This is a genomic window from Streptococcus cristatus, from assembly GCF_001588905.1.
In the GTDB taxonomy this organism is placed as follows: Bacteria; Bacillota; Bacilli; order Lactobacillales; family Streptococcaceae; genus Streptococcus; species Streptococcus cristatus_N.
The window spans coordinates 1-15766 of the sequence record NZ_LAWH01000047.1 but is presented as its reverse complement, the minus strand read 5'-3'; the positions used below and the strand labels follow the sequence as shown (position 1 = coordinate 15766).

Here is a 15766-nt window from a genome sequence, read left to right as displayed (position 1 = left end):
TTTTTGTTATAATGTTTTTTATGAGAGTTGTTTCAGGAAAGTACGGGGGCAGACCCCTCAAGACATTAGATGGCAAGATAACGCGACCTACGACAGATAAGGTCAAGGGCGCGATTTTTAATATGATTGGGCCTTATTTTGATGGCGGTCGGGTGCTGGATTTGTATGCAGGCAGTGGTAGTCTGGGAATTGAGGCGGTGTCTCGTGGCATGGAGTCGGCTGTTTTGGTTGAAAAAGATCGGCGTGCGCAAGCTATCGTGGCAGAAAATATTGCTATGACTAAGGAAGCAGCGCGCTTTGAGCTGCTCAAGATGGAGTCGAGTCGAGCGCTGGGACAGTTGATTGGTCAGTTTGATCTGGTTCTGCTGGATCCGCCCTATGCCAAGGAGCAGATTATTGCGGATATTGAGAAAATGGCGGAGCGCAAGCTCTTGAGCGAGGATATTATGGTTGTTTGCGAGACGGATAAGTCGGTTGATTTGCCAGAAGAAATCGCAGGTTTGGGTATCTGGAAGCAAAAAATATATGGAATTTCAAAGGTGACGGTCTATGTCAGATAAAATCGGGCTCTTTACTGGGTCATTTGATCCCATTACCAACGGACATGTGGACTTGATTGAGCGTGCCAGTCGGCTGTTTGATCGCTTGTATGTGGGAATCTTCTACAATCCTCACAAAGAAGGATTTTTTAGCATCCATGCGAAAAAAAGAATGGTTCTAGCGGCTTTGGCGCATTTGGAAAATGTGGAAGTCATCACTTCGCATGATGAATTGGCGGTCGATGTGGCAAAAAGACTAGGTGTGACTGCTCTTGTCCGCGGCCTACGCAACGGTCAGGACTTGGACTATGAAGCTGGCCTGCATTTTTTTAATAAGGAATTGGCACCTGATTTGGAGACCGTTTTTTTGCTGAGTCAGCCGGCTTACCGATATATCAGTTCTTCAGCGATGCGGGAATTGATTGCTTTTCAGCAGGATCTTTCTGCCTATGTACCAGCGAGTGTGATTGAGGAGTTAGAGAAAAAAGATGAATAATGACATGACAAATCCGAAAACGATGACAAAGGAAAATAAACGTGGTTTAAAAGTAGTTGGTTGTGCTGGAGTGGCCTCGATTATCGTGCTTGTGCTCTTCCTTTTCTCATTCATTGTTCCATTGCCTTACTATATTGAGGTGCCTGGGGGAGCAGAAGACATTCGAAAGGTTCTGACTGTGGACGGAAAAGAAGACCAGGCAGCAGGTTCCTACAATTTTGTAACTGTTGGGATCCAGCATGCAACCTTTGCCCATCTGGTCTATGCTTGGCTGACGCCTTTTACAGATATTTATTCGGCTCAGGATATGACAGGTGGCTCAAGTGATGCTGAATATATGCGTATTAACCAATTTTATATGGAAACGTCGCAGAATATGGCCAAATACCAAGGTCTCAAGGCTGCAGGAAAAGACATCAAGATGAATTATCTAGGTGTCTATGTTCTGAAAGTAGCTCCGAATTCGACCTTTAAAGGAATTTTGAATATTGCGGATACAGTGACGGGAGTCAATGACAAGACTTTTGAAAGCTCGGAAGACTTGGTCAAATATGTGAATTCTCAGGCCTTGGGTGATAGTGTCAAAGTGACCTATGAGGAAGATGGAAAAACCAAGACAGCGACGGGGAAAATCATCAAGCTGGAAAATGGCAAAAACGGAATTGGCATTAGTTTGATTGACCGCACGGAGGTCAACAGTAGTGTTCCGATTGAATTTTCAACCGAAGGTATCGGTGGTCCTAGTGCTGGCCTCATGTTTAGCCTAGCCATTTACACTCAGCTGGCTAATCCAGACCTGCGAGACGGCCGCGTGATTGCGGGAACGGGTAGCATTGACAGAGAAGGCAAGGTTGGTGATATTGGTGGGATTGACAAAAAAGTCGTCTCTGCTGCCAAGATCGGAGCGACAATCTTTTTTGCTCCAGATAATCCTGTCAGCGAGGAAGAAAAAAAGTCTAATCCTAAAGCCAAGACTAACTATGAAACGGCGCTTGAAGCAGCCAAGGAAATCAAAACGGATATGAAAATCGTGCCGGTTAAAACCCTTCAGGACGCAATTGATTATTTAGAAAAAACCAAAAAATCTTAGTTTCGGCTAAGATTTTTGTCTTTTAGAGACGAACGAAGGGTGTTTTTATTAAATCGTCTGACTTTTTACAGAAAGATCTTTTTCTTCTGAAAAAATATAAATTCCCCTTGTTTTGTGATAAAATAATATGAAGTAAGATAGATGGATGACAAAGGATAGGTATGCGTAAAGAGATTTCACCTGAGTTGTATAATTACAATAAATTCCCCGGCCCAGAATTTAAGCAAATGGGCAGCAAGATAGTTGCAGAAAAATTCGAGTTTGAATTGGTTGAGAATTATAAAGAGGCCTTTGACTTGACGGCCTTTCACCAACGCTTTTCAGAAATTCTGAACAAATTTGACTATATTGTCGGCGACTGGGGTAATGAACAGTTGCGATTGCGCGGTTTTTATCGGGATGAGAAAGCCAAGGAAAATGCAGAGAAAATCAGCCGTTTGCAAGACTATCTGCTAGAGTATTGTAATTATGGCTGCGCCTACTTTGTTTTGGAAAATGCTCAGCCAAGACGGGCTGCCTTTGACAAAAAATCCCACCATAAGAGAAAATCGGACAGTAAAAAACATCCAGAAATTTCTAGGGAACGTGGCTCTAAAAAAACGAAGGATGAGCAGAAAAAACATCATCCAAAGACAAACAAGAACAAACAACAGAAACAAGGCAAACAGGCAAAGAAAGCGGCATCTAGCCAATCGCAACGCCATTTTGTCATTCGTCAGAAATAAAGGAGAAACATGAAACCATCGATTTATAGCTTAACGCGAGAAGAAATGATTGAATGGGCGGAAGCTCAGGGAGAAAAGAAATTCCGTGCTAGCCAGATTTGGGAGTGGCTCTATCGCAAGCGTGTCCAGTCATTTGAGGAAATGACCAACCTGTCCAAGGACCTGATTGCCAAGCTCAATGATCAGTTTGTTGTCAATCCGCTTAAACAGCGTATTGTTCAGGAGTCGGCTGACGGTACGGTCAAGTACCTCTTTGAGCTACCAGATGGTATGCTGATTGAGACGGTGCTCATGCGTCAGCACTACGGACTTTCTGTCTGTGTGACCACCCAAGTTGGCTGCAATATCGGCTGTACCTTCTGTGCCTCTGGCTTGATTAAAAAGCAACGCGACCTCAATAACGGTGAGATTGTAGCTCAGATTATGCTAGTTCAGAAGTATTTTGACGAGCGTGGTCAGGATGAGCGGGTCAGCCACATCGTAGTTATGGGAATTGGTGAGCCATTTGACAACTATGACAATGTGCTCAAGTTTGTCCGGACGGTCAATGATGATAAAGGTTTGGCTATCGGTGCCCGCCATATCACGGTTTCGACCTCAGGGCTGGCTCATAAGATTCGTGACTTTGCCAATGAAGGTGTGCAGGTCAATCTGGCTGTTTCACTGCACGCACCTAACAATGAACTACGTTCTAGTATCATGAAAATCAACCGTGCCTTTCCGATTGAGAAGCTCTTTGCAGCCATTGAATACTATATCGAGACCACTAACCGCCGGGTGACCTTTGAGTACATCATGCTCAATGAAGTCAATGATGGGGTAGAGCAGGCCAAAGAATTGGCGGAACTGCTGAAAAGCATCAAGAAATTATCTTATGTCAATCTCATTCCTTACAACCCCGTTAGCGAGCACGACCAATACAGCCGAAGTCCCAAAGAGCGCGTGATGGCCTTCTACGATACCCTCAAGAAAAATGGGGTCAACTGTGTGGTACGTCAGGAACATGGTACAGATATTGATGCAGCCTGCGGCCAGCTACGTTCCAATACTATGAAGCGAGATCGTGAGAAAGCACTTGTTGAAAATGTTCAGCCTTAAAAATTATCTGACTTTAGACGGTGAGCTGACAGCTCGAGGCCGGAAATTGCTAGTAGGAGGATGCGGACTCTATTTCTTGATGCTTTGCATCCTGTGCTTTATTCCTCAGGTTCCAGAGCCGGGAATGGAGACGCCAGGTATCCAGTACTTTGGCCGAGTAGTGGTTCTCTTGGTTCCTTTTAATTCCTTTGTCAATATTGGAGAGATTACTTCTTGGATCCAGCTGGTCAAGGTCTTTATCCAAAATCTAGCCAATATCTTTCTGCTGTCGCCCTTGGTTTTTCAATTGCTTTTCCTCTTTCCAAAATTGCGGAAGACCAAGAAGGTTGTATGGCTGAGCTTTGGGATGAGTCTGTCTATCGAAGTGACTCAGATTCTGCTGGACCTTCTCATCAATGCCAATCGAGTCTTTGAAATTGATGATCTCTGGACCAATACTTTGGGTGGTTATCTGGCTTGGCGGGCATTTCAGCTTGGTCAGAAAATCTGGAAAAATCGTCAAGACGACGTTTTCAAGGCAGATTAGTGAAGAAAAAGTTCGGATTTAGAAGAAAAAAGGAAATTTTTTCTTGACAAGAAAAAAGGAAAGGCCTATAATAAAATAAATCATCAGAAAAGTAATAATTTTTTCTACTTTCAGGGAGCCTGTGGTTGGTGGAAACAGGCAGTGGAAGATTATGAAGTGGGCTGATGCAAAAAAATGAATTTGAAACAATAAAAATTCGGTGAGCACACCTTACAGTGCAGCTTGTTGTTAGACAAGACAGAGATATGGAGGTAGTCTATACTTTTCTCCATAATTGAGGTGGCACCGCGATTATACGCCCTCACACAGATTTTTTCTGTGTGTGGGCTTTTGTTTTGCTTGAAAATAAAGAAATGAGGTAATCAAGATGACAGAAACTAAAGGATATTTTGGACAATTCGGCGGCTCCTTTGTACCAGAGCCTATTCAGGCCTTGCTGGATGAATTGGAAGCGACTTTTGAGAAGTATAAGGATGATCCAGAATTTTTAAATGAATACCGACATTATTTGGCAGATTATTCAGGCCGGGAGACTCCGCTCTATTACGCAGAAAGTCTGACCCAGCATCTGGGTGGAGCTAAGATTTATCTGAAGCGGGAAGATCTCAATCATCTGGGCTCCCATAAGCTTAATAATGTTTTGGGACAGATTCTTCTAGCTAAGCGGATGGGCAAGATCCGAGTCATCGCTGAAACTGGAGCTGGCCAGCATGGTGTGGCAACTGCGGCAGCCGCAGCTAAGTTTGGTATGAAGTGCGATGTCTACATGGGAGCAGAAGATGTAGAACGTCAACGCCTCAATGTCTTCCGCATGGAAATGATGGGAGCGACTGTTCACGCTGTGGAAACAGGAACCAAAACCCTCAAGGATGCAGTGGATGCAGCCTTTGGAGCTTGGATGAACGATTTGGAAGCCTTCTATGTCTTGGGCTCAGCTGTCGGTCCTCACCCCTATCCGACGATTGTCCATGAGTTCCAAAAGGTGATCAGTGAAGAATCTCGCCGGCAGATTTTGGACAAGGAAGGCCGCTTGCCGGACTATGTTATTGCCTGCGTAGGTGGCGGCTCCAATGCTATCGGCGCCTTCTCTCAGTACGTGGCAGATGAAGCAATCAAGTTGGTTGGTGTTGAAGCGGCTGGACGGGGTCTTGATACAGACCAGCATGCAGCGACCATGACCAAGGGAAGCGTCGGAGTAGTGGATGGTATGAAGACCTACGCTGTCTTTGCTGAAGATGGTCAGGTGGCGCCGGTTTACTCTATTTCAGCAGGCTTGGACTATCCTGGAGTTGGTCCCGAACATGCTTTCTTTAAAGATTCTGGTCGAGTAGAATACGTGGCAGCGACAGATGATGAAGCTGTGGACGCTTTGCTTCTCTTGACACAAAAGGAAGGCATTTTGCCGGCAATCGAAAGTTCTCACGCTATTGCTGAAGCCATCAAGCGGGCTCCGCAACTGTCATCTGACCAAATCATCATTATCAATGTATCTGGTCGTGGAGACAAGGATGTGGCAGCCATTGCCGACTATCTAGAAAAACGAAAATAAAATACCCAGCAGAAGAGTAGTAACATCCCTCCTTTCAGAGAGTCTGTGGTTGCTGTAAACAGGCAGGAGAAGTTATGAAATGGACTGCTGGAGACAATATTTTGTCCTTTAGTTGATCTTTTATCACTTTGTTAGCTTACTTTGCTATGACTCGGTGTGCTGCCTTCTACTAAAAGGGATCTAAATGACTGTAAATAGGTAAATGAGATGTGGAGCCTAAAAACTCCATAACTGAGGTGGCACCGCGATAACACGCCCTCACAGGATGAACTGTGTGGGCGTTTTTCTGTAGTTCTGGATCAAGTTATGACAGTGAACAGGTGCTATCTGTTCTTGTGAAATGCAGTCATGGCTAGCAAATTGCTCCTACCTATACGCTTCTGATTAAATAGAAAGAAACATTATGCAAAAGATTTTACCAGCTGATATTTTATCTCCGATCCTAGCTTATATGCGGATTCAGGGCGACCACAAGGTGATTTTGGAAAGTATTCCGAGAGATAGCGAGACAGCTCGTTTTTCTATCCTAGCTTATAACCCAGTCTTTGAAATTCGCTATGAAAATGGCCGGTTAACAAAGAATGGGCAAGTAATTGAGGCGGATCCATTGGACTATCTGCATGAGTTGGCCGTAAAAAAAGGCCATCATTCAGAACTGCCTTTTGGCGGAGGAGCTATCGGCTTTGTCGGCTATGATATGATTTCCCTCTATGAGGAGATTGGCCAGATTCCAGCTGATGTGATTGGAACGCCGGACATGCACTTTTTCGTCTATGAGAGTTACATGGTTTTTGATCATAAAAAAGACAAGGTCTATATCCTTGAGGAGACCCTCTACAGTGATAGAAGCGAAGCTGATTTAGCTGCTAGTCTGGAGGCTATCATGACTGAGCTGGCGCAGCCTGCGGCAGATGAATTTTCACCGCTGGAACTGTCCAGTTTGAACTTCCAGAGTCATATCGAGCAGGCAGCTTTTGAAAAAATGGTGGAAGAAGCGCGGAGCTTGATTCGGCAGGGAGATATGTTCCAATGCGTTCTCAGTCAGCGTTTTTCAGCGGAGTATTCTGGTAGACCGCTGGATTACTATCGCAATCTACGTGTGACCAACCCTTCCAATTATCTCTATTTTTATGACTTTGGGGATTATCAGATTATCGGAGCCAGCCCAGAAAGTCTGGTGTCTGTCAAGCAGGGGCAGGTTACGACCAATCCTATTGCTGGGACCAGACCGCGTGGGAAGGATGAGAGAGAGGATAAAGCCTTGGCAGATGAGTTACTGGCTGACGAGAAGGAAGTGGCGGAACACCGCATGTTAGTTGATTTGGGGCGTAATGATATCGGTAAAATTGCCCAGAATAACAGCGTGGAAGTCACTAAGTACATGGAAGTGGAGTATTTCCGCTATGTCATGCATCTGACCAGCGTGGTTCGTGGTCAGCTTTTGCCTCAACTGACGGCTATGGATGCGCTCAAGTCCACCTTGCCGGCCGGCACCGTCTCGGGTGCGCCTAAGATTCGAGCTATGAAACGCATTTATGAGCTAGAGCAGGAAAAACGTGGCGTTTATGCGGGTGCTATCGGCTATCTGTCTGCGACAGGCGATATGGATTTTGCCATTGCTATTCGGACCATGATTTTGAAAAATGGCAGAGCTTACGTTCAAGCTGGAGCGGGTATTGTTTATGACTCGATCCCTACTAATGAATACCAAGAAACCATCAACAAGGCCAAATCAATGACCAAGATAGGAGAGATGCAATGATTTTATTGATTGATAATTATGATTCTTTTACTTACAATCTAGCCCAGTATATCGGCAATTTCGCAGAAGTTAAAGTCTTGAGAAATGATGATGCAGGCCTTTATCAGGCGGCAGAAGAAGCGGATGCCTTGGTGCTGTCTCCGGGTCCAGGCTGGCCAGCAGATGCAGGACGGATGGAAGAGCTTATCCGCGATTTTGCTGGTAAAAAGCCGATTTTGGGGATTTGCTTGGGGCATCAAGCCATTGCAGAAGTATTTGGCGGAAAGTTAGGCTTGGCTCCCAAAGTCATGCACGGCAAGCAAAGTGTTCTGCGCTTTGAGGGGAAATCTCCTATCTATCGAGGGATAGAAGATGGACGGCCAGTCATGCGCTATCATTCGATTTTGATTGAGGAGATGCCAGAGGACTTTGAAGTGACGGCTCGGGCAGTTGATGATAATTCGATTATGGCTATCCAGCACAAGAATCTGCCTATTTACGGATTCCAATACCATCCTGAAAGTATTGGCACGCCAGACGGCCTGTCTTCCATTAAAAATTTCATCGACTTAGTAAAATAGGGGAAGAATTATGAAAGAAATTATTGCAAAACTAGCAGATTTTAAGGATTTAAACAGCTCCGAAGTGTCAGATGTGCTAGAGCGCATCGTTACTAGAAGAGTAACAGAAACACAAATTGCAGCCTTTTTGCTGGCTCTCAAGATGAAAGGGGAAACGGTAGAGGAACGGACAGCCTTGGCTCAGGCCATGCGAGGGCATACTCCGCAGATCCCTACTACAATCCGCACAGCCATGGACAATTGTGGAACTGGTGGTGACAGATCATTTAGTTTTAATGTTTCGACCACAGCGGCCTTCGTATTAGCAGGTGGTGGGATCAAGATGGCTAAGCACGGCAATCGCTCTATTACTTCTAAATCGGGATCGGCTGATGTTTTAGAAGCTTTGGGGATTAACCTAAACATGGATACAGCTAGCTTGGGTAAGGTCTTTGATCAGACGGGGATAGTCTTTCTTTTTGCTAAAAACCTTCATCCAGCTATGAAATATATCATGCCAGCTCGTCTCAGTCTAGGCGTTCCTACGATCATGAACCTGACTGGGCCGCTCATTCATCCGATGGTTCTAGAAACCCAGCTTTTGGGCACCAGCCGGCCGGATATGCTAGAGAGCACAGCAGAGGTTTTGAAAAATATGGGCCGCAAGCGTGCAGTGGTCGTGTCGGGCCCAGATGGTCTGGACGAGGCCGGTCTTCATGGTCGTACCCAGTACGCTTTGCTGGCAGATGGGGAGATCAGCCTGCATAGCTTTCTACCGTCAGATATTGGTATGGATGAAATCCCTCTTGAAGCGATTCGTGGGGGTAATGCCAAGGAAAATGCGGAAATTCTGCTATCTGTCCTGCAAAATCAAGCCGGCCCTTATCTGGAAATGACAGTTCTGAATGCAGGTCTAGGCTTCTTTGCTAATGGGAAAACAGAAAGCATAGAAGATGGAATAGCTTTGGCCCGTCAAGTGATCGCTAGTGGCGCAGCTTATGAAAAACTCAAACAACTACAGGAGTATCAGAAATGAGCAAAGAATTTCTCCCGACCATTCTAAAGCAAAAAGAGCAGGAAGTGGCGGTCATGTCTTATGAAGAGCTGCAGCCCCTGCGCTCGACCTATTCCCTCTATGAGTATCTCAAAAGCCATCCTCAAGAGCTGCAGCTGATTGCTGAGGTTAAAAAAGCCAGCCCCAGTCTGGGAGATATAAATCTTGCTTTGGATATTGTGGAGCAGGCTCGCACTTATGAACGATGCGGTGCAGCCATGATTTCGGTCCTGACAGATGAGATTTTCTTCAAAGGACATCTGGATTACCTGAGAGAGATTTCCAGTCAAGTGACCATTCCAACCCTCAATAAGGACTTTATTATTGATGAAAAGCAGATTGTTCGCGCCCGTAATGCTGGAGCGACGGTTATTCTTCTGATCGTGGCTGCCTTGTCTGAAAAGCGGCTGCAAGAACTCTATGATTTTGCGACGGGGTTAGGCTTGGAAGTTCTGGTCGAAACCCATAATCTGGCGGAGCTGGAAATTGCTCATAGAATAGGAGCACGGATTATCGGTGTCAATAACCGCAATTTAGTCACTTTTGAGACAGATATCAATACAAGTCTCCAACTGTCTGCTCATTTCAAAGATGACAGGGTTTACGTATCAGAGTCAGCGATTTTCAGCAAGGAAGATGCTGAGTTGGTAGCTCCTTATTTCCATGCAATTTTAGTTGGAACAGCTTTGATGCAGGCAGAGGATGTGGCAGAAAAAATCAAGGAGCTGAAAATTGACAAAGGTTAAGATTTGCGGCTTATCAACGGTCAGCGCTGTGGAAACGGCATGCCAGGCTGGTGCAGATTACATTGGATTTGTCTTTGCTGAGAGCCGTCGGAGGGTTAGTTTGGAGCAAGCACAGAAGCTAGCTGCCTTGGTGCCGCCTGCTGTCCGAAAGGTAGGAGTTTTCGTCTCTCCGAGCTTGGCAGAGCTACAGGAAGCTATTTCAGTGGCAAGTCTGGATTTGGTGCAGATTCATGGCGATTTTAATGAAGAGCTTCTGACTCAGATTGCCCGGCCGGTTATTCGAGCTTATCAGGTCAAGGGAGCGTTAAAAGGAGTCAGCCAACAAGCGGACTACCTGCTATTTGATGCCCCTCTTGCCGGTAGTGGTCAGACCTTTGACTGGCAAGCTTTTGACAAGAATCAAATCCACCAGCCCTTCTTTATCGCCGGTGGTTTGAATGCAGGAAATGTCCGAGAAGCTATTCAGCACTTTGCCCCTTACGCAGTTGATGTCTCAAGCGGGGTCGAGACTGACGGACAGAAGGACTTGGAAAAGATAAAAGAATTTATAGAAAGAGTGAAACATGGCATATAATCAACCCAATCAAGAAGGATTTTATGGTGAGTTTGGCGGACGCTTTGTTCCCGAAACGCTGATGACAGCAGTTTTGGAGCTAGACAAAGCCTACCGTGAGAGTAAAAAAGACCCAGCCTTTCAGGCTGAGCTGGATGAGTTGCTGAAGCAGTATGTAGGGCGAGAAAATCCTCTCTATTTTGCTAAAAATCTGACAGCCTATGCTGGCGGTGCTAAGATTTATCTGAAGCGGGAAGACCTCAACCATACCGGGGCCCATAAAATCAATAACGCTCTAGGCCAGGTCCTATTGGCCAAGCGAATGGGCAAGAAGAAAATTATTGCCGAGACTGGTGCAGGTCAGCACGGAGTAGCCACAGCCACAGCTGCAGCCCTTTTCAACATGGACTGTACCATCTACATGGGCGAAGAAGATGTCAAGCGCCAGGCCCTCAATGTCTTTCGGATGGAACTTTTAGGAGCCAAGGTAGAGTCTGTGACCGATGGTTCTCGAGTCCTCAAGGATGCAGTCAATGCTGCCTTGCGAGCTTGGGTGGCTCAGGTCGATGATACTCACTATATTATGGGATCAGCCTTGGGACCCCATCCCTTCCCAGAGATTGTCCGCGACTATCAGAGTGTGATTGGTCGTGAGGCCAAGCGCCAATTTGCTGAGCAAAATGCAGGTGCCTTGCCAGATGCTTTAGTGGCTTGTGTTGGCGGTGGTTCCAATGCTATTGGGCTCTTTTATCCCTTTGTAGACGATAGCTCAGTGGCTATGTATGGAACAGAAGCAGCTGGGCGGGGCGTGGATACAGATGAACACGCTGCGACCTTAACCAAGGGCCGCCCGGGTGTTTTACACGGTGCCTTGATGGATGTCTTGCAGGATGAGCAAGGACAGATTCTGGAAGCTTTCTCTATCTCTGCCGGGCTAGACTATCCGGGCATCGGTCCTGAACATTCTCATTTTAATGCTATCCAGCGCGCCACTTATGTCCCAGTCACGGATGAAGAAGCCTTGGAAGCCTTCCAGCTTCTGTCTCGTATCGAAGGGATTATCCCTGCTCTAGAGTCTAGCCACGCTATTGCTTACGCAGTTAAGTTGGCTAAGGAGTTGGGACCAGATAAATCAATGATCGTCTGCCTATCCGGTCGTGGTGACAAGGATGTCGTTCAAGTAAAGGAACGCTTGGAAAGTGAAGCTGCTCAAAAAGGAGGTGCCCATGACTAAAACACTCACTCAGCATTTAGAAGCCATCAAAAAAGCAGGTAAGGGGATTTTCCTTCCTTATATTATGGCTGGTGATCACGAGAAAGGTTTGGCAGGATTACCAGAAACCATCTCATTTTTGGAAAACTTGGGTGTGTCAGCCATTGAAATCGGTCTGCCTTTTTCAGACCCTGTTGCAGATGGGCCAGTAATTGAAGAAGCCGGTCTGAGGAGCCTGGGTCACCATACTTCGGCCAAGTCTTTAGTGGCAAGCTTGCAGAAGTTGGACACTCAGCTGCCTCTCATCATCATGACCTACTTTAATCCTATTTTCCAGTACGGGCTCAAAGATTTTGTCAAGGATTTGGCTAGGACACCGGTTAAAGGATTGATTATTCCGGATCTGCCCTACGAGCACTGGGACTTTATCTTGCCTCTGCTGAAAAATTCGGATATTGCTCTAATTCCTTTAGTGAGTCTGACGACTGGTCTAGAACGTCAGCAGGAGCTGATCAAGGAAGCTGAAGGTTTTATCTACGCTGTAGCTATCAATGGTGTGACGGGTAAGAGCGGAAGCTACCGCGATGATTTGGACCAGCATTTGAGTAAACTCCATGATATTGCAGAGATTCCAGTACTGACGGGCTTTGGCGTTTCGACTTTAGAGGATGTTGACCGCTTCAATCAAGTCTCAGATGGAGTCATTGTCGGATCTAAGATTGTCAAAGCTCTTCATGAAAAGGACGCCAGTATAGCGGCCTTTATCCAAGAAGCAGCAGCTTATAAGAAATAATCACCACCACACCAAACAAAAGACAAGGTACAAATGCTAGCCTGTCTTTTTTCTTTTTAAAGCAGAAGCAGGCGAGGCCAGAGAAGCTAGCGATTTGGATAAGAACTAGAGCCTGACCCATGTTCTTGAATTTTATCACCATAAAAAAGTAAGTTTCGTATAATTCATTTTTAAGAAATGTTTGATTTTTGATGTTGATTGAATATTAGTTTGGATATTGCTTATGAATGGTATCTATATAGCTGGTGAAATGTTTCAAGAAATGCTTAGGAGATATAACAGTGATGTATTTTCCAAAAGCAAGCAAGGTATTGTATCCCCAATCATTGTCGTTTAAAGGATAAGTAATCTCGTAAATATTGCTATTAATAGGTTTTATGGCATTATAGCCTAAGAGTTCCACAAATCGATCAAGGACAATTTTCTGGACATGTAGGATGACAGGTACTTTGTTTTCATTCATCCATGTACCACCATCATAGGGAAGTGGTGTAAAATGTCTTTTTGAAAAAGTATCGGAGAGAGTAAGTTCACTAATTCTAGCAACTTTAAAAACAGAAAAACGCGCTTTATCAGTATCGTAGGCATCCATATACCAACTCCGGTCCTTATAGACAATACGGTAAGGCTCACAATTTTTTTGACTCACCAGTCCTTGTGAATTAATATAGGAAAATTTTATTTTTACTCTACCTCTGATAGCTTCCAATAACTTAAAAATCAAAGTTCGTATTTCCAAGTTCCCTTGAGATAGAGATAAATCAATTTCGAAATCAGAGTATGTATTGGTAGCATTTAATTTCAATATAGCATTGAAAGTAGAGGCATCTTCCAATACTTGATAACGGCTTTTTAAACCAGATTCGATTGAAAGCCGTTCGGATTGGGTCAGGGGAGGTTTGTCAGTTTGGAAGTCTTCCATAAGAAAAATGCCTCCATTTTTTCCTTTCATTACATAGAGAGGAATGCCTGCAAGAGATAAATCATCAATATCTCTCATAATAGTTCGTGTGCTGACTTTAAAAAGTTCTGATAATTCTTTAGCTGTTGTTTTTCGTTTATTTACTAAATGAGAAATAATCCCCATTTGACGGTCAATTTTCATAATTTTCTCCTTAAATATGACAGATAGATGTCATATTACTTTTGTTATGATTATACCATAAAGAAAGGAGTTCATATAATGAAACATCAAACCAAACCATCGTTTACCCTGATTAGCAGGAGTATTTGGATAGAAGGAACTACGGTTCATGAACAGCACTATTCTAAAGAGAAGACGGCGTTCTATGCTCAGTTATTTAAAGAAGGAATGCTGGAGAAATTGATGCCCCATTCTCTAGATAAAAAAGGCTATGCCTTGATTGTTCCTCATAAAGATGGTATTCAATACTATGCAGGAGTTGCAGCAAAGAATGCTGTGGTAGGCTACGAAAGCATTCTCGTCCCAGAGAAAGATTATTTAGTAAGCTCAGCCAGTGGTGATAAATCAAGACTCCTGTTTGACCAATTGGAGGATAACTTTTTTGAGGAAGAAAGTAGTTCCCTTTACCAAGATGGAATTATCTTAGAAATACTTTTAAACGGGAATCCTATGGATGCAGAAGTTGAGCTTTGGGTTCCAGTTCAGTAAAAGAGTAAGGATTTATAGAAAATAATCATCACGACACCAAACAAAAGACAAGGTACAAATGCTAGCCTGTCTTTTTTCTTTTTAAAGCAATAACAAGCGAGACCAGAGAAGCTAGCGATTTGGATGAGAATGAGAATTTCTGTCAGGCTGAAAATAGCAGAACAGGAAGCTAGAAAGAGAAAGTCGCCAGCACCGATGCGAAGATCATAAAAGAAGGCTAGAAGTCCTAGGGCTAAAAAGAGGAGCATGAGCGGATTGATACCCGCTGTCGCCATCAGCAAGAACTGAAAAATCAGCCAGATTAGAAGAGGGTATTCTTGCTCACGCTGATCGTAGATAGCTAGGGTCAAGCCCATCGTTAGCAGTAAGAGCTGGGCTAGTGAAAGATAGCCTAAGCTCCAGCTTAGAAAAAGTAAACCCAGCACTAACTCAAAAGCAGCATACCAGACAGGCAGGCGATTCTTGCAGAAACGGCACCGGAAGCCATTCAGCAACTGAGACAGGATAGGAATCAAATCCCGTGCTTTGAGTATCTGCTTGCAGTTGTCACAGTGGCTGCTTGGTGAGATGATGGACTGTTCTGGGAAGCGGTCAATAACTAAGCCTAAAAATGAGGCCAGAACCGTTCCGACTAGAAAAAAGTATAGATGAATCATACTTGTTTATTCGTGATTTTGAGTAGAAAAATCTGAAATTTTACAACTTTTCTAATAAAGTAAAATTTTGAGTTTTAATACTTGACTTTCTTAATTAGAAGCATTATAATTAAAACATAATCAATAAAGATTAGAATGATTACAAATAAAAAGAGAGGTATCATTATGACTCAAGTAAAACATGGCGCTGCAGCAGATGTAGCAACTTTCACTAACCAAAATTCTTTACCAAAAACAAAAGCAGTTCTTAACCAAGTGGTTTCAGATCTTTATACAGCTCGTATCGCTCTTCACCAAGTTCACTGGTATATGCGTGGTGCAGGCTTCATGGTATGGCATCCAAAAATGGATGAATACATGGATACAATTGATGAAACCTTGGATGAAGCCAGCGAACGCTTGATTACTCTAGGTGGCAAGCCTTATTCAACTCTGACAGAGTTTATCCAACATAGCAAGATTGAAGAAAAAGCTGGTGAATTCAGCAAGAATGTTGAAGAAAGCTTGGAGCGCGTGATTGAAATTTTCCGTTATCTGACAGATCTTTACCAAGAAGCTCTGGATGTGACGGATGAAGAAGGCGACGATGTGACCAACGATATCTTCGTTGGAGCTAAGGCAGACCTTGAAAAGACGATCTGGATGTTGACAGCTGAGCTTGGCCAAGCACCAGGTTTGTAAAATGATGTTTAAAGAGGCTGGGACAAAAGTCCTAGCCTCTCAATTGTCTTTGGCTTGTCGAGCAAGACGCAGTGGTTGAGTGGACTCTACTACGCTGATTTCATCAGCTTTTA

General features: G+C 44.3%; 18 protein-coding genes and 1 other annotated feature. Of the genes, 16 read left to right on the top strand and 2 right to left on the bottom strand.

The annotated features are described in order from the left end of the window. Window positions 1-20 precede the first annotated feature (20 nt). The 14 genes from rsmD to trpA all read left to right on the top strand — a co-directional run bounded on the left by rsmD (window position 21) and on the right by trpA (window position 12683). Complete coding sequence (gene rsmD, locus A0765_RS08905; RefSeq protein ID WP_062006186.1) at window positions 21-560, top strand: 16S rRNA (guanine(966)-N(2))-methyltransferase RsmD; 540 nt, start codon at window positions 21-23, stop codon at window positions 558-560. Beyond that, on the top strand, window positions 550-1035 hold the full coding sequence (gene coaD, locus A0765_RS08900) for a pantetheine-phosphate adenylyltransferase (protein ID WP_062006152.1): 486 nt from the start codon (window positions 550-552) through the stop codon (window positions 1033-1035). Before rsmD ends, coaD begins: the two co-directional genes overlap by 11 nt. 22 nt (window positions 1036-1057) lie before the next feature. Then, window positions 1058-2125, top strand: coding sequence for a SepM family pheromone-processing serine protease (locus A0765_RS08895; protein ID WP_062006188.1), 1068 nt, complete (start codon window positions 1058-1060; stop codon window positions 2123-2125). Between the two features lie 161 nt (window positions 2126-2286). Next, a complete protein-coding gene (locus tag A0765_RS08890) occupies window positions 2287-2850 on the top strand; it encodes a YutD family protein (protein WP_062006150.1) in 564 nt (187 codons plus the stop codon). Between the two features lie 9 nt (window positions 2851-2859). Next, window positions 2860-3948 (top strand): dual-specificity RNA methyltransferase RlmN, encoded by a 1089-nt coding sequence (gene rlmN / locus A0765_RS08885; protein ID WP_062006148.1) that lies wholly within the window; start codon window positions 2860-2862, stop codon window positions 3946-3948. Continuing rightward, window positions 3935-4474: a VanZ family protein gene (locus A0765_RS08880; protein WP_062006146.1), complete on the top strand. Its 540-nt coding sequence runs from the start codon at window positions 3935-3937 to the stop codon at window positions 4472-4474. The genes rlmN and A0765_RS08880 overlap by 14 nt, the downstream gene beginning before the upstream one ends. A 75-nt stretch (window positions 4475-4549) precedes the next feature. Continuing rightward, window positions 4550-4780 (top strand) — a binding site (T-box leader). A 61-nt stretch (window positions 4781-4841) separates the two neighbouring features. Continuing rightward, window positions 4842-6023 carry a tryptophan synthase subunit beta gene (trpB, locus tag A0765_RS08875; protein WP_062006143.1) on the top strand — a complete coding sequence of 394 codons (1182 nt, stop codon included), beginning with the start codon at window positions 4842-4844 and terminating at the stop codon, window positions 6021-6023. A gap of 403 nt (window positions 6024-6426) precedes the next feature. Then, window positions 6427-7785, top strand: coding sequence for an anthranilate synthase component I (gene trpE / locus A0765_RS08870; RefSeq protein ID WP_062006141.1), 1359 nt, complete (start codon window positions 6427-6429; stop codon window positions 7783-7785). Further along, the gene (locus A0765_RS08865; protein WP_062006139.1) at window positions 7782-8345 is read left to right on the top strand and encodes an aminodeoxychorismate/anthranilate synthase component II; all 564 of its coding nucleotides are present in this window, start codon (window positions 7782-7784) and stop codon (window positions 8343-8345) included. Before trpE ends, A0765_RS08865 begins: the two co-directional genes overlap by 4 nt. A 10-nt stretch (window positions 8346-8355) precedes the next feature. After that, window positions 8356-9360: an anthranilate phosphoribosyltransferase gene (gene trpD / locus A0765_RS08860; protein ID WP_062006137.1), complete on the top strand. Its 1005-nt coding sequence runs from the start codon at window positions 8356-8358 to the stop codon at window positions 9358-9360. Continuing rightward, window positions 9357-10124 carry an indole-3-glycerol phosphate synthase TrpC gene (gene trpC, locus A0765_RS08855; RefSeq protein WP_062006134.1) on the top strand — a complete coding sequence of 256 codons (768 nt, stop codon included), beginning with the start codon at window positions 9357-9359 and terminating at the stop codon, window positions 10122-10124. The genes trpD and trpC overlap by 4 nt, the downstream gene beginning before the upstream one ends. Continuing rightward, window positions 10111-10698 carry a phosphoribosylanthranilate isomerase gene (locus A0765_RS08850; RefSeq protein ID WP_062006133.1) on the top strand — a complete coding sequence of 196 codons (588 nt, stop codon included), beginning with the start codon at window positions 10111-10113 and terminating at the stop codon, window positions 10696-10698. Before trpC ends, A0765_RS08850 begins: the two co-directional genes overlap by 14 nt. Beyond that, window positions 10688-11911, top strand: a complete 1224-nt coding sequence (gene trpB, locus A0765_RS08845) for a tryptophan synthase subunit beta (RefSeq protein WP_002929650.1) — start codon at window positions 10688-10690, stop codon at window positions 11909-11911. The genes A0765_RS08850 and trpB (A0765_RS08845) overlap by 11 nt, the downstream gene beginning before the upstream one ends. Continuing rightward, window positions 11904-12683, top strand: coding sequence for a tryptophan synthase subunit alpha (trpA, locus tag A0765_RS08840; protein ID WP_062006130.1), 780 nt, complete (start codon window positions 11904-11906; stop codon window positions 12681-12683). The genes trpB (A0765_RS08845) and trpA overlap by 8 nt, the downstream gene beginning before the upstream one ends. A gap of 205 nt (window positions 12684-12888) precedes the next feature. Here trpA and A0765_RS08835 read toward each other — a convergent pair whose 3' ends face one another. Then, window positions 12889-13788 carry a helix-turn-helix transcriptional regulator gene (locus A0765_RS08835; protein WP_062006128.1) on the bottom strand — a complete coding sequence of 300 codons (900 nt, stop codon included), beginning with the start codon at window positions 13786-13788 and terminating at the stop codon, window positions 12889-12891. Window positions 13789-13866: 78 nt separating this feature from the next. Here A0765_RS08835 and A0765_RS08830 point away from each other — a divergent pair, with 78 nt between their 5' ends. Next, window positions 13867-14316: an effector binding domain-containing protein gene (locus A0765_RS08830; protein WP_142325660.1), complete on the top strand. Its 450-nt coding sequence runs from the start codon at window positions 13867-13869 to the stop codon at window positions 14314-14316. Here the strand turns inward: A0765_RS08830 and A0765_RS08825 are convergent. Then, entirely contained in the window at window positions 14310-14972 is a 663-nt protein-coding gene (locus A0765_RS08825; protein ID WP_062006125.1) for a prepilin peptidase, read from the bottom strand. The two genes, A0765_RS08830 and A0765_RS08825, sit on opposite strands and share 7 nt — an antisense overlap. Window positions 14973-15137: 165 nt before the next feature. Between A0765_RS08825 and A0765_RS08820 the strand changes: the two genes are divergently transcribed. After that, a complete protein-coding gene (locus A0765_RS08820) occupies window positions 15138-15653 on the top strand; it encodes a Dps family protein (RefSeq protein WP_062006123.1) in 516 nt (171 codons plus the stop codon). Window positions 15654-15766: the final 113 nt, after the last annotated feature.